The organism is Halomonas elongata (assembly GCF_029081005.1).
Classification (GTDB): domain Bacteria; phylum Pseudomonadota; class Gammaproteobacteria; order Pseudomonadales; family Halomonadaceae; genus Halomonas; species Halomonas elongata_B.
This window is the reverse complement of record NZ_JAJQTQ010000001.1, coordinates 225,605-238,157: the sequence shown is the minus strand read 5'-3', so window position 1 is coordinate 238,157 and position 12,553 is coordinate 225,605. Positions and strand designations below refer to the sequence as shown.

Here is a 12,553-nt window from a genome sequence, read left to right as displayed (position 1 = left end):
CGTCAGATGGCCGGGTAGTCGTCGGAGCGGTCAGGCCACGTCGTCAGAACCTCGAAACCGTCATTCGTGACGGCCACCATATGCTCCCACTGGGCTGATAAGGAGCGATCCCTGGTGATCACTGTCCAGTCATCGCTCAGCGTTCTCACAAAACGCTTTCCCGCATTGATCATGGGTTCGATGGTGAAAAGCATGCCGGCCTCCAGTACCAGTCCCTCGCCTGGTTGACCGTAATGCAGGATCTGCGGCTCGTCATGGTAGACCTGGCCGATGCCGTGCCCGCAATACTCCTGGACGACGCTGTAGCCGTTGCGGTGAGCCACGGATTGAATGGCATATCCGATATCGCCGAGCGTCGCGCCGGGCCGTACGGCGTGAATGCCGGCACGCATGGCGTCATAGGTCGTTCTCACCAGGTGCCGCGCCTTGGTGCTGGGCGTGCCAACGAAGAACATGCGACTCGTATCGCCATACCAGCCGTCCTTGATCAGCGCGACGTCGATATTGACGATGTCGCCGTTCTTTAACGCCTTGTCCGACGGTATGCCATGACACACCACATGGTTGATAGACGTACAGACCGTCTTCGTGAAGCCTTGATAGCCCACATTAGCCGGGATGGCGTTCTGCACGTTGACGATGTAGTCGTTGCAGATCCGGTCAAGCTCGCCGGTCGTGACCCCAGGCTTGACGTATGGCGCAATCATGGCGAGCACGTCAGCGGTCAGTTGTCCGGCTTTACGGGACATGGCCAGGTCGGCCGGCGTATGAATCGCGATCTCGTTACTCATGGGACGTCGCCTCTTCAGCGCCAGACGCCAGACGCCTGAGCCTGTGCAAGGTCCTTGACCCCGGCAAGCGCCTGCAGATCCAGCTCGCCCGCCTGCTCGGCACGGATCAGCAAGCGACTGAGCTCGCTATGATCCAGGTCCGGGTGCAGTTCGGCCAGCATGCCGATACGCATCCAATGCTCGGCTTGAGCGTTGATCGACCGGCTGAGCGCGTGACTGGTGAGGCGCAGGACCTCATGCATGTTCTCGGAAATTTTCACGATCCCCATGGCGATCCCTTCAGTGTACGTTACATATATGAAACGTATACTACCCAAGGCATAACTATTTAGCAACCTATCGAATTAGATCGCCATGGGACTCGGGGGAAGGCGACGAAGGCGATGGCGTCGCGCTGGGGCACTTCACGCTCGTGATGCGCTTACTGCTTGAGTTCAGAAGTTTTTCCCTGACTCAGAATGACATAGCGAAGTCTCGTGCTACTCTGACATCAGAATATATCAATAAAGCGAGAAGCAGGGAGTCAGTCTTCTACTCTCCGAAGAGAGTGATGAACGGCGTCATATCTTCGACGCTTTATTAGTCCACTTTTTATTTATCGATAGTGTCGTTATCGACGAGATGTGTTCGATGTAACACGGGTGAAGAGTTTCTCTTCTTGACTCGAGGCAAGTTCGGATTCCTGATTCTCGTGTCGAGAAGGAATCTTTCGCAGGTCACTGTACCGTGACGATACGCTGTGTGCCGATCGGTACTGACCCGTCGCAGGCTCGAAAAGGAGTGATTCGATGAAGCAGCATGCTATGCACCGTACCGTGACAGGTGCACTCGTGGTGGCGGCCGGGCTCGTCGCATTTCAGACGGCCGATGCTTGTTCCCGTATCCTCTGGAACGATAACGAACTGGCGACCGTGGTCGGGCGCACCATGGACTGGCCAGAGTCCACGGAGCCGGTACTTACCGTCATGCCGCGCGGACTGGAACGCGATGGGGGCCGCACGGGGTCTACCGTCACAGTCGAGGAGAACCCGGCCAAGTGGACGTCCGAGTACGCGAGCATGGTCACTACGATATACGGGATCGGCTCGGTCGATGGGTTCAATGAACGTGGCCTGGCCGGCCACCTGCTGTATTTGAATGACACGGACTTCGGCTCCCGCGATGCGAGCAAGCCCGGTGTTCAAGCGGGGTTGTGGCTGCAGTTCGTGCTTGATAACGCGGCGACCGTGGATGAAGCGCTCGAGGTGCTGGATACGGTTCAAGTCGTGATGACCGAGGCAAACGGCCACAAGTCCAACGTTCACCTGGCTCTCGAGGATGCCAGCGGTGACTCGGCGATCATCGAATATATCGATGGCGAGCCGGTCGTGCATCATGATCGTGAATACCAGATCATGACCAACGATCCGACCTATGACAAGCAACTCGAGCTGCTGGCGCAACAGGACTTCTCCAATCCCAGCAGCGATACGCCCTTGCCCGGTAATGTGAAGGCGACCGACCGTTTCCAGCGTGCCGCCTACTATCTGGAGATGCTGCCGGAACCCGAGGATGAGCGTGAGGCGATTGCGGGCATATTGGCGATCGCGCGCAATGTGTCCGTCCCCTTCGGTGCGCCTTACAAAGAGTTCGGGATCTACAACACCGAATACCGCACGGCAATCAATCTGGATGACCGGCGCTACTTCTTCGAGCTGACCACCAGCCCCAATGTGATCTGGACGGATCTTACTAAGTTCGATCTGCGGGATGGCGCCCCGGTAATGACACTGGATCCGGATAATATCGATCTCTCCGGCAATGTCACCGGCAGCTTCCAGGAAGCGGATAACGCACCGTTCTAGTGTCCTGTATCAGAAGTTGACTGTAGAATTCTGGCGGCTCCTTGGGCCGCCATGCGGTGTTGCCGTTCCTCGCCATAGCGCTGCTATGCCTCGTCACGGCGCCTTGCCTGACGGTCCAATGCGCTCGCCACTTCTTCAACGAACTTCCGAAACAGGACACTAGGCTGTGCCTGAAAATTGCCTGCACTCGACCATACGGCGTTAAAAATCAGCTCAAAATGCTCGTTTACACGAGTAAGCTCCGTTTTTTGACTCGTGACATCCATGTCACTCGCTCTCCGAGCAGCGGAGCTGCCCAAATCGTCCATCCTGACGATTTGTCGCTGGTTTTTCCTTGTGACCCACATGGATGTGGGGAATGCGCTGGCCCGCCGGGAGCGGGCCTAGCCCTGGTCTCCGTTCGCCGACTTTTCAGACAAATCCTAAGGATACTTTTCTGTATCTTTCATTGGCGTCGGGTGGATTGAACCTTCAGAAGGTCAATTCACCCGATGTACCGTCACGGTGTCGATTCGACGGGCTCCCGTTCGACTATCAGGTGTCAATGCGACCCCTGATATCTTTCAAACGATGGAGCCGAACATGATCCAGCTATACGGTGCACCCCCGACCCGTGCCCTGCGCGTTATCTGGTTGCTCAACGAGCTGGGCCTGGAGTACGAAGTGGTCCCGGTGGACCTCCTGCAAGGCGAGCACCTGCAGAGGAACTTTCTCGATCTCAACCCGGCGGCCAGGGTCCCGGTACTGGTCGACGGCGGCCTGGTGGTGACCGAGTCGTCGGCGATTCAGCTCTACCTGGCCGATAAGTATCCGCAGGCGGGATTCATCCCCGAGACCGTGGAGGACAGGGCCCAGATGTATCGCTGGATCTTCTTTCTGACGACCGAGATCGAGCAGCCCCTGTGGCGGATCGCGCGTCACACCTTTCTCTATCCGCAAGAGAAACGCTTGCCTCAGGATGTCGACCTGGCGAGGGAGGAAGGGGTGGCAATGGTGGCCGTGCTCGAGCGGCACATGGAGGGCCGCGAGTTCCTGGTGGGCGACCGACTCAGCGTGGCCGATTTCAATGCCGCCTATACTCTGGACTGGGCGAACGAGGAGCAGATGCGTCGATGACGCCCCGAGGCTGAGAGAGTACCTGACGTCGATGTATACCCGTGCCACGGCGCCGCCAACGATCGCCGAGGCGTTCGCGGCGCTGGGAATGTAGGGGGCGGGCACAGTATCGACGATGGAAGATTGTAAGCTGGTTAAGTATCTTGGTGGGCTCTCGTTCCACCCGATGCTGCATCCAGAGAGGTCGCATGAACCCTACCATCGAGTTGATGAAGTCCCATCGTTCGATCCGCAAGTTCACCGAGCAGCGGATCCCCCGCGAGACGCTGCTAGAGCTGATCCGCGCCGGCCAGAGCGCCGCCACGTCCAGCCATGTGCAGGCGTACAGCGTCATTCACGTGACGAACCCGACCAACCGCGAGCGAATCGCCGAACTGGCCGGCGGTCAGGACTATATTGCCCATTGCTCCGACTTTCTGGTGTTCTGCGCCGACATGAAGCGTCCCACCGAGGCGTCCGAGCGCACCGGCGCCGATGTCACGCGGGGCATGACCGAGCAGTTGCTGGTGGCCAGCGTCGATACCGCGCTGATGGCGCAGAACGTGGCACTTGCCGCCGAGTCCGAGGGACTGGGGATCTGCTATATCGGTGGCATCCGCAACAACCCGGAGGCCATCAGTGACCTGCTGCGGCTGCCGAAGCACGTGTACCCGGTGTTCGGCATGTGCCTCGGTTACCCGGCCGATCAGCCGGACATCAAGCCGCGCCTGCCGGTAGAAACGATCCTCAAGCAGGATGTCTATGAGAACGACGAGGAGCACGTTTCCGCCTTCGATGCATCCATGCAGCGCTATTACAGCGAGCGTAAGGGAGGCAACAAGGCATCCGACTGGTCCCACAACCTGACGCCGCTCTTCGATACCAAGCTGCGTCCGCACATGCGCGACTTTCTGATCGAACGTGGCTTCGAGATGAAGTGAGCCTGGCGGCCTTTGGCTCTCTGCCTGTACGGTCGGTCCAGTGATCGAATCGTCCGGCAGGGAGGCCTACGCCCCGCAACGCGCTTACAGACGTCGACGCAGGATCACCGTGGCAGCCATATGGGTAAGGCCGCCGTCATGGCACGCATCTGAATCATGGCGTGGCGTTCATCCAGAGGAGGGTGCTGGGCAAGCATCTGCACCGATTCGAAACGTCGTCCGAAGTGCATCACGGCGGTGTAGATCAGCATGATGGCGAACATCACAAGGCCGAGCTCCAGCGCATCGGCGGCCAGCCAGGAGACCAGGAACATCGCCAGCCCCATGGCGATGCCGAAGAAGGGGACGAACAGCGCTCGCCGTCGGGACGGGGACTGGCTGGCTTCATTCTTGTCGGTCATCGAACACCTCCTCGACGGGCTTGCCGAAGAATCGCGCCAGGCTCAAGGCAAGCGGCAGCGAGGGCACATAGCGGCCGACCTCGATGGAGTTGATCGTGTTGCGCGACACGCCCAACGCATCGGCCAGGGCCGCCTGGGTCATGCCCTTCGCTTTGCGCAGAGCGCGAACGTGATTGATCATAGGACAAGTTTGCTTGTCATTTTGCGGGATATCCACTCAGCGAATCCCTCTTTGACCCTCACGCGACGGGAGGCTCCAGACTTCAGCCACGCGTGGACGAGAGGAGACACGGCATGTTGTTACGCGTCGGTGAACTGGCCAAGCGCACCGGTCTGACCGTTCGGACGCTTCACCATTACGACGACATCGGTCTGCTCACTCCCTCCACGCGTTCCGACGCCGGTTATCGGCTCTACCGACGCCAGGATATCGCCCGCCTGCATCGCATACAGGCGCTGCGCTCCCTGGGTATGTCGCTGGCCGATATCGGCACCCTGCTCGATCAGCCATCGCCACCGCTGTCGACCGTTCTCGAGCGACAGATGCGCCTGCTGGAACGAGAGATCGCGCAGAAACACCAGTTGCGGGATCGCCTGGCGAATCTGCATCGCCAGGTCGTGAACGGCGAGGAGCCGGCAATGGACGATTGGCTGAAGACACTGGAGTTGATGACGATGTACGACCGTTATTTTTCCCCGGAGGAGCTCGATCGATTGCCGCTCTACCAGGCCGGGGCCGCTCGTCAAGCGGAATGGCAAGACCTGATCAAGGAAGCCGAGGGGCTGCTGCGGCAGGGAACGTCTCCTGCCTCATCCGAGGCACGGGATCTGGCGACGCGCTGGATGACGAAACTCGAGCGCGATACTGCCGGCGATCCGGCCCTGCTCGAAAAGCTGAATGCCATGCACGCCAACGAGCCCGATGCACAGGAACAGTTGGGTATCTCCACGATGGTGTCGGATTTCGTGATGCAAGCGTTCGCCGAGTACAAGCTGATCTTCTATCGGCGCTACCTGTCGGATGCGGAGTTCGATGTCATGCGGGAGCGCTACCCGCAATGCATGCATGAGTGGCCGCCCTTGATGGCCCGACTGCGCCAGTTGCTGGAGCAGGGCACCCGCCCCGAGGAGCCGGCCGCGCAGCAGTTGGCCAGGGAGTGGCTGGCGCTGTTGCAGCGCTTTGCCGGCGACGATCCCGCGACGCACCAGAAGATCCGACAAGCCAATGAGCAGGAGCCGGCACTAAGGGAGAGTACCTGGATGGATGATCGCATGAAGGACTACCTGGGCCAGGCCGTCTCAAGCCTGATGGCGGATTGAGGGTGGCTTTCCATACCGTTGTAGGGCCGTGTCGAGACGCGGCCCTGTGTCTGGTGGCGAATCCGGCGCATGGTGTTTGATGATGCCATTGCGATCAGCGCAGCGTTGCGGCGATCCATTGCGCCAGATTGGCTTTGGAGAGTGATTGTGGTGCGTAGGAGAGGCGGTAGGTCAGTGGTGCCATGATGCCGTCCAGCAAGCGCTCGACCGTAGGCAGTGGCGTCTCTCCCCGAGCCTCGGCGCGGGACAATATCAACTGCAGTTGGTGCTGCTGGGCCTTCAGGCAACGCTGGCGCTGTTCCAGGCTGGTGCTGCCCAGGGTATCCGCCAGCATCTGTTGACCGGGGGTGGAGGTCATTTCCTCCATGTACTCCCCGGCCCAGGCCATCAGATCGCCTTCCAGCGAGCCGGTGTCCGCCACCGGGGCATCAGGCTGGAGCCGTTCGGCGGCCACGTCGGCCAGCAGCTCTTTCAGGTTGCCCCAGCGACGATAAATCGTGGAAGGCGTCACGCCCGCTCGTTCGGCCACCAGCGGAACGGACAGTTTGTCTCGTGGCACTTCCTCGTCCAGCGTTTTCACCGCCTCATGCACGGCGCGCTGTACCCGGGCGCTGCGTCCGCCCGGTCTCACCGCTGGTTTCTCGACCATAATTCCTCTAACGCAAAATATTTGCTTTAAAGCATTCTTGTCTCTAGGCTTTCAGTATATCGCAAATTTTTTGCTTTAAGGAGCCTCCATGGCCACGGCAGCCGATACGACGGCGGAGAACGCCGCCCCGACACACCAGTTGCTCTTCTACACCCTGGTGGTGGTTGCCTTCCTGGCGGCCTCCGGCGTGCCGACGCCGCTTTATCCGCTCTACCAGGCCAGTTGGCACTTCTCCACACCCATGCTGACCCTGGCGTTTGCGATCTATATGTTCGCTTTACTGCTGGCGCTGCTGATGACCGGCAGACTCTCCGAATACCTGGGACGTCGCCCGGTCATCTTGCTCGGCCTGGCGATCGAGGTGGTCGCCATGCTCGGGTTTCTGGTGGCGCAGGATCTTGGCGTGCTGCTGTTGGCCCGGGCGCTTCAGGGCCTGGCCACCGGCATAGCGACCAGTGCGCTGGGTGCCGCCCTCATCGACACTGATCACCGGCGCGGCCCCATCCTGGCCAGTGTCGCGCCGCTCGTCGGCATGGGACTCGGTGCGCTGTGCTCCGGGTTCCTGGTCGACCTGGCGCCTTATCCCATGCGGCTGGGGTTCCTGCTGATGACCGGTATCTTTGTCTGGCAACTGATCGGTCTGAGGGGCACGCAGGAGAGCGTCTCGCCTCGGCCTGGCGCGTTGGCGTCACTGAAACCGACGGCCCGCATCCCGGTATCGGTGCGGCCCACCTTCCTGCGCGTGATTCCCGCCTGCATCGCGTCCTGGTCGCTCGGTGGTTTCAGCCTCTCGCTGGGACCGGTGCTGGCCAGGCAGGTTTCGGGCATCGACAACGCCATGATCGGCGGCCTCCTGGTATGCCTGCTGGCCGTGATGGGTGCGCTCGGGGTCTGGTGCCTGCAGCGGCAGAATACCCGATGGATTCTGATGCTATCCGGGATTCTGCTGCCGTTGGGCATGGCCATCGTGCTGTGGGGCGTGGCGCGTCACGACATCCTGATACTGCTGGCCGGCATTACCGTGGCAGGCCCGGGCTTTGGCGCCGGCTTCATGGGTGCCATGCGGGCCATCATGTCTCTGGCGCCGCAGGGCGAGCGTTCCTCGTTGATGGCGGTGCTGTACGTGGCCAGCTACCTCTCCGCCAGCTTGCCGGCCTTGATGGCCGGTATCGCCATGCAACGTTTTGGGCTGGCGTCCACCGTCTACGGTTACGGCACCTATGTGATCGTGCTGTCGTTGTCGGCGTTGGTAGGTGTGCTCAGTCAGCGGCAGGCGACGAAATGACACAGACCAGGCCGGTCGTGTGACACTCGTTCCGGAGTGAATGCCGTCCAGGTTGCTACGCTGGCGGTGGCGATATGGATCATTCATCAAACAGGTGACGCTAAAGAGCGAACTCGCTCTGCAAGGACGTGCGTACACAGTCGATCAGAAGATCTCTACCAGGGTTTTCGGTATCGGGCGCCCAGATGCAATGCGACTGATGCTGCGTACGGGCATCGTCCAGCGGGATGAACACGACGCTGGAAAGCCCTGTCTGCGCAAGCGAGCGGGGTACCAGTGCCACTCCCATGTCACGTGACACGAGCGCGACGATGGTCAGCCAGTGAGAAACCTCATGATAAATGCGGGGCTCGATGTCGGCGACACGAAACAGGCTGAGAATACGGTCGTAGTAATGAGGTGCCAGGTCACGGCCAAACATGACCATGGGCTCATTGCGTAGGTCGTTGAGCGAGAGCCGAGTGCGCCGGGCCATGTGATGGTGCATCGGCAGGCAGCAAAGGAAGGGCTCATCGGCGATCATCAGTGAGGTCAGCTTCTCGGGCAACGGCATGGAGTGAATGAAGCCGATATCCAGTTGCCCTTCGCTGACCGCTTCGACCTGGATTGCCGAATTCTTCTCTATCAACTTGATGTCGATGCCTGGCTGCTGTTCCTGCAAGAGGTGCAGTGCACGCGGCAGGCAACGGAATATCATCGCAGGCGTGAATCCCACCTTCAGCAGGCCCGAAGGGCTCGAAGCGGCGCGTTTTACCAATTGCCTCGAGTCTTCCAGCTGTTCCAGCAGGCGTCGGGTCTGACGCTGGAAGATCTCGCCGGCCGGGGTCAGCTTCACCTGTTTGCTGTTACGGTCCAGTAGCCGGGTACCTAGCTCCTCCTCCAACTGACGCAGGCTCGCGCTCAGGGGCGGTTGTGAAATATGCAGCCGCTGAGCCGCCCGCCCGAAATGCAGCTCATCGGACAAGATCAGAAAATATCGGAGTTGACGAAACGTCAGTGCCATCAGCCTGCTTCCGCAAGGGTTATCGCATGACGATACAGTAAACTGTATTGAAGCATCCTGAAAGAGTATTGGAGACGGGCCAAATGGCTACCTAAGGTGTCAGTCAGCTGTATCACTGAAGAGGAGCTCGCCACGTGTCTAACGCCATTCATCGCAACATTCCCGATAACTGGGGGCATAACGCTTATCATAGCGACCCCGGGTTCGCTCGTTTGCTGGACGTTTACCTGCCATCATCGGTGCGCTCCCATGTCGAGCCCTGGTTTACGAAAATGGGCGAGCTGGCGGGGGGCGAGCTCGAGTCCCTGGCGCTGGATGCCGACAAGAATCCGCCGACATTACAGCTCAGAACGCGAAATGGCGCCGAGGCGCCCCTGGTCAAGAAACACCCTTCCTATCGTCGCCTGGAGTACTATGCCTACTCGCACTTCGGGCTTCAGGCCATGTCGCATCGTGGTGGTGTGCTGGACTGGCCCGAACCGATGCCGCCCGTCGTCAAGTACGGCTTGACCTTTCTCTATGTACAGGCGGAGTTCGGGCTGTGCTGTCCGCTCAGCATGACCGACTCCCTGACGCGTACGCTGCGCAAGTTCGGCTCCCGGGAACTGATCGATCGCTATCTCGACCGACTGACCTCTCAGGACAGCGACTACCAGTACCAGGGCGCGATGTTCATGACCGAGCAGGATGCCGGCTCGGATGTCGGGGCGGTGACCACCGAGGCGCGCTGCGAGGATGGCGTGTGGCGCCTGTATGGCGACAAGTGGTTCTGCTCCAACCCGGATGCGGACCTGGCCATGGTACTGGCGCGCCCGGAAAACGCCGAATCCGGCACACGTGGCCTGACGCTCTTCCTGCTCCCGCGGCGTCTGGAGGATGGCAGCCTCAATCGCTATCGCATCCTGCGCCTCAAGGACAAGTTGGGCACGCGCTCCATGGCCAGTGGCGAGATCATGCTGGAAGGCGCCGAAGCCTATGTCGTCGGTGAACATGGCAAGGGTTTCAAGCATATGACCGACATGATCAACATGTCGCGTCTTTCCAACGGCGTGCGTTCGGCCGGACTCATGCGCAGAACGCTCAACGAGTCGCTGTTCATCGCCCGCAACCGCATGGCCTTCGGGCGTCACCTGATTGACATGCCGCTGATGCGCCGGCAGTTGTGCAAGATGATGCTGCCGACAGAACAAGCGCGAAGCATCATGCTGCATACCGCCGACTGCCTGCGACGCGCCGATGCCGGTGATGCCGAAGCCGCCAAGCTGCTGCGTATCCTGACCCCCTTGATCAAGTTCCGCTCGACGCGAGATGCGCGCCGAGTGGCTGGCGATGGCATGGAAGTTCGAGGTGGCTGTGGCTATATCGAGGAATGGTCGGACGCCCGGGTTCTGCGTGATGCTCACCTGGGGTCCATCTGGGAAGGTACCAGCAACATCGTCGCGCTCGACGTCCTTCGTTCGATCCGCCGCGAAGGTACCCTGCCGGTGTTGTGCGACTACCTGCAGCGCTGCCTGGACACCATTGATCTCACTCGGGAGGAGCGCCAGGCGTTCGACACCGCCTTGACGCGACTGAGAAACGTCGCCGAAGACGTCACCAGCGGCGAGCGCGACGATGAACTGGAAACCCGGCGTGTTGCCTCCGGCCTCTACCATCTGGCGTCTGCGGTGTTCATGGCCTGGGAAGCGGCCCAACTGAGAGATGACTGGCGACGTCTGGTGCTGGCCAGGATGGTGCTGCGCTATCGACTGGCCGCCCAGGATCCGTTGGCGTCGCCGGCCGAGGAACCGACGCAGATGGAAGCGTTGCTGGCCGAAACGCCGATTAGCCGTGAAAGCGCAAAACGCCTGTAACCGAAGGAGGGGGCATGGAACAGAATAATGCCTTGAGCGGTATTCGAGTGATCGATCTGAGTCGGGTCCTGGGTGGGCCGTACTGTACCCAGATGCTGGGTGACTACGGCGCGGATGTGATCAAGATCGAACCTCCGGCCGGCGACGAGACACGGGGGTGGGGCCCGCCGTTTGCCGAAGACGAAGCCGCCTCATACTTCCATGGCCTCAACCGCAACAAGCGCGGCATGGCCCTGGATCTTCGCCAGGAGGAGGGTCGCGAACTGCTTACGCGGCTGCTGGCCGATGCCGATGTGCTGGTGGAAAACTTCAAGCCAGGCACACTGGAAAAATGGGGGCTGGGGTATGACGTTCTGCACGAACGCTTTCCCCGATTGGTGCATTGCCGGATCAGTGGCTTCGGCGCGGATGGCCCCCTTGGCGGCCTGCCGGGTTACGACGCGGTGATCCAGGCCATGGCGGGCTTGATGAGTGTCAACGGGGAAGAGGGCGGTGACCCGCTGCGTATCGGCCTGCCCGTCGTCGATCTGGTGTCGGGCCTCAACGCCGTGATCGGCATCAGTCTGGCGCTGCACGACCGGCAGCGCAGTGGCGAGGGACAGTTCGTCGAAGCATCGCTTTACGATGCCGGTCTCTCGTTGATGCATCCGCATTTTCCCAATGTATTCTACGGTGGTCCCGAGCCACGACGTACCGGTAATGCCCACCCCAATATCATGCCTTACTCGGTCTTCCGGACGGGTACCGATCCCCTCTTCCTGGCGGTAGGCAACAACACCCAATTCGCCAGACTGTGTGAGGAGCTCGGCTGTCCAGGTCTGAAGGACGACCCGCGTTTCATCGACAATGCTGAGCGTAGGGCCCATCGAGAAGAGCTGAAGGATGAGCTGGAAGCGGCCATGGAAAACCAGGATGGCCAGGCGCTTGCAGAGCGCTTGATTCGCCGTGGCGTGCCCAGTGGACCGGTTCAGGAAACCTCACAGGTACTGGCGCATCCGCATACCGAGCATCGTCAGATGATCGTACGCATGGGTGATTACCAAGGTACCGGATCGCCCATCAAGATGGGGCGAACGCCGGCGGACTACCGTCGCCCACCACCACGCTTTTCGCAGCATACCAACGATATTCTCGAAGAGCTGGGGATTCGGGACGCGGAAGTGAAAAGACTGAGAGAGGTCGGCGTGTTGCCCTCTGGGCCAGGTGGTTGAGATGCCATCTCATGCCACCTGATTGTCTGGGGGAACGTTTGATGAAACGTACCGAAGCGTCCGACAAGAATGTGCGAAGACAAAAGCCTCGCGGCAAGAAAGTTTCGGTGAAGAACGAAAGTCCAGAATACCAATAATGAACTTCACGCTGATAATTGCC

Annotated in this window: 13 protein-coding genes; 7 read left to right on the top strand and 6 right to left on the bottom strand. The window is 60.2% G+C overall.

What is annotated here, in order from left to right; genetic code table 11:
- Positions 1–2: 2 nt before the first annotated feature.
- Together map and LU493_RS01040 are read right to left on the bottom strand one after the other, a co-directional pair.
- Positions 3–791 (bottom strand): type I methionyl aminopeptidase, encoded by a 789-nt coding sequence (map, locus tag LU493_RS01045; protein ID WP_275285922.1) that lies wholly within the window; start codon positions 789–791, stop codon positions 3–5.
- 14 nt (positions 792–805) lie between these two features.
- Positions 806–1,060, bottom strand: coding sequence for a ParD-like family protein (locus LU493_RS01040; RefSeq protein WP_275285921.1), 255 nt, complete (start codon positions 1,058–1,060; stop codon positions 806–808).
- Between the two features lie 519 nt (positions 1,061–1,579).
- Between LU493_RS01040 and LU493_RS01035 the strand changes: the two genes are divergently transcribed.
- The 3 genes from LU493_RS01035 to nfsA all read left to right on the top strand — a co-directional run bounded on the left by LU493_RS01035 (position 1,580) and on the right by nfsA (position 4,671).
- Positions 1,580–2,635: a linear amide C-N hydrolase gene (locus LU493_RS01035; RefSeq protein ID WP_275285920.1), complete on the top strand. Its 1,056-nt coding sequence runs from the start codon at positions 1,580–1,582 to the stop codon at positions 2,633–2,635.
- Positions 2,636–3,217: 582 nt separating this feature from the next.
- Positions 3,218–3,751, top strand: a complete 534-nt coding sequence (locus LU493_RS01030) for a glutathione S-transferase family protein (protein WP_275285919.1) — start codon at positions 3,218–3,220, stop codon at positions 3,749–3,751.
- Positions 3,752–3,939: 188 nt separating this feature from the next.
- Entirely contained in the window at positions 3,940–4,671 is a 732-nt protein-coding gene (gene nfsA / locus LU493_RS01025) for an oxygen-insensitive NADPH nitroreductase (RefSeq protein WP_275285918.1), read from the top strand.
- Positions 4,672–4,775: 104 nt separating this feature from the next.
- Here nfsA and LU493_RS01020 read toward each other — a convergent pair whose 3' ends face one another.
- Both LU493_RS01020 and LU493_RS01015 read right to left on the bottom strand, forming a co-directional pair.
- The gene (locus tag LU493_RS01020; protein ID WP_275285917.1) at positions 4,776–5,072 is read right to left on the bottom strand and encodes a hypothetical protein; all 297 of its coding nucleotides are present in this window, start codon (positions 5,070–5,072) and stop codon (positions 4,776–4,778) included.
- Positions 5,056–5,289: a helix-turn-helix transcriptional regulator gene (locus LU493_RS01015; protein ID WP_275285916.1), complete on the bottom strand. Its 234-nt coding sequence runs from the start codon at positions 5,287–5,289 to the stop codon at positions 5,056–5,058. Before LU493_RS01015 ends, LU493_RS01020 begins: the two co-directional genes overlap by 17 nt.
- 77 nt (positions 5,290–5,366) lie before the next feature.
- Between LU493_RS01015 and LU493_RS01010 the strand changes: the two genes are divergently transcribed.
- Entirely contained in the window at positions 5,367–6,392 is a 1,026-nt protein-coding gene (locus tag LU493_RS01010) for a MerR family transcriptional regulator (RefSeq protein ID WP_275285915.1), read from the top strand.
- A 94-nt stretch (positions 6,393–6,486) separates the two neighbouring features.
- Here LU493_RS01010 and LU493_RS01005 read toward each other — a convergent pair whose 3' ends face one another.
- Positions 6,487–7,041, bottom strand: a complete 555-nt coding sequence (locus LU493_RS01005; protein WP_275285914.1) for a TetR/AcrR family transcriptional regulator — start codon at positions 7,039–7,041, stop codon at positions 6,487–6,489.
- An 88-nt stretch (positions 7,042–7,129) separates the two neighbouring features.
- Here LU493_RS01005 and LU493_RS01000 point away from each other — a divergent pair, with 88 nt between their 5' ends.
- Positions 7,130–8,326, top strand: coding sequence for an MFS transporter (locus LU493_RS01000; RefSeq protein ID WP_275285913.1), 1,197 nt, complete (start codon positions 7,130–7,132; stop codon positions 8,324–8,326).
- A gap of 100 nt (positions 8,327–8,426) precedes the next feature.
- On the opposite strand, the gene LU493_RS00995 is transcribed toward LU493_RS01000, so the two are convergent.
- The gene (locus tag LU493_RS00995) at positions 8,427–9,329 is read right to left on the bottom strand and encodes a LysR family transcriptional regulator (protein ID WP_275285912.1); all 903 of its coding nucleotides are present in this window, start codon (positions 9,327–9,329) and stop codon (positions 8,427–8,429) included.
- A gap of 134 nt (positions 9,330–9,463) precedes the next feature.
- Between LU493_RS00995 and LU493_RS00990 the strand changes: the two genes are divergently transcribed.
- The gene (locus LU493_RS00990) at positions 9,464–11,182 is read left to right on the top strand and encodes an acyl-CoA dehydrogenase family protein (protein ID WP_275285911.1); all 1,719 of its coding nucleotides are present in this window, start codon (positions 9,464–9,466) and stop codon (positions 11,180–11,182) included.
- A gap of 14 nt (positions 11,183–11,196) precedes the next feature.
- Positions 11,197–12,393, top strand: a complete 1,197-nt coding sequence (locus tag LU493_RS00985; RefSeq protein ID WP_275285910.1) for a CaiB/BaiF CoA transferase family protein — start codon at positions 11,197–11,199, stop codon at positions 12,391–12,393.
- The last annotated feature ends 160 nt before the right edge of the window (positions 12,394–12,553 follow it).

Excerpts from the sequence above, each read along its gene's own strand:
- LU493_RS01040 (WP_275285921.1), bottom strand. The coding sequence starts at position 1,060 with ATGGGGATCGTGAAAATTTCCGAGAACATGCATGAGGTCCTGCGCCTC.
- LU493_RS01035 (WP_275285920.1), top strand. The coding sequence starts at position 1,580 with ATGAAGCAGCATGCTATGCACCGTACCGTGACAGGTGCACTCGTGGTG.
- LU493_RS01000 (WP_275285913.1), top strand. The coding sequence starts at position 7,130 with ATGGCCACGGCAGCCGATACGACGGCGGAGAACGCCGCCCCGACACAC.
- LU493_RS01030 (WP_275285919.1), top strand. The coding sequence starts at position 3,218 with ATGATCCAGCTATACGGTGCACCCCCGACCCGTGCCCTGCGCGTTATC.
- LU493_RS01010 (WP_275285915.1), top strand. The coding sequence starts at position 5,367 with ATGTTGTTACGCGTCGGTGAACTGGCCAAGCGCACCGGTCTGACCGTT.
- LU493_RS01005 (WP_275285914.1), bottom strand. The coding sequence starts at position 7,041 with ATGGTCGAGAAACCAGCGGTGAGACCGGGCGGACGCAGCGCCCGGGTA.
- LU493_RS01020 (WP_275285917.1), bottom strand. The coding sequence starts at position 5,072 with ATGACCGACAAGAATGAAGCCAGCCAGTCCCCGTCCCGACGGCGAGCG.
- LU493_RS00995 (WP_275285912.1), bottom strand. The coding sequence starts at position 9,329 with ATGGCACTGACGTTTCGTCAACTCCGATATTTTCTGATCTTGTCCGAT.
- map (WP_275285922.1), bottom strand. The coding sequence starts at position 791 with ATGAGTAACGAGATCGCGATTCATACGCCGGCCGACCTGGCCATGTCC.
- nfsA (WP_275285918.1), top strand. The coding sequence starts at position 3,940 with ATGAACCCTACCATCGAGTTGATGAAGTCCCATCGTTCGATCCGCAAG.
- LU493_RS00985 (WP_275285910.1), top strand. The coding sequence starts at position 11,197 with ATGGAACAGAATAATGCCTTGAGCGGTATTCGAGTGATCGATCTGAGT.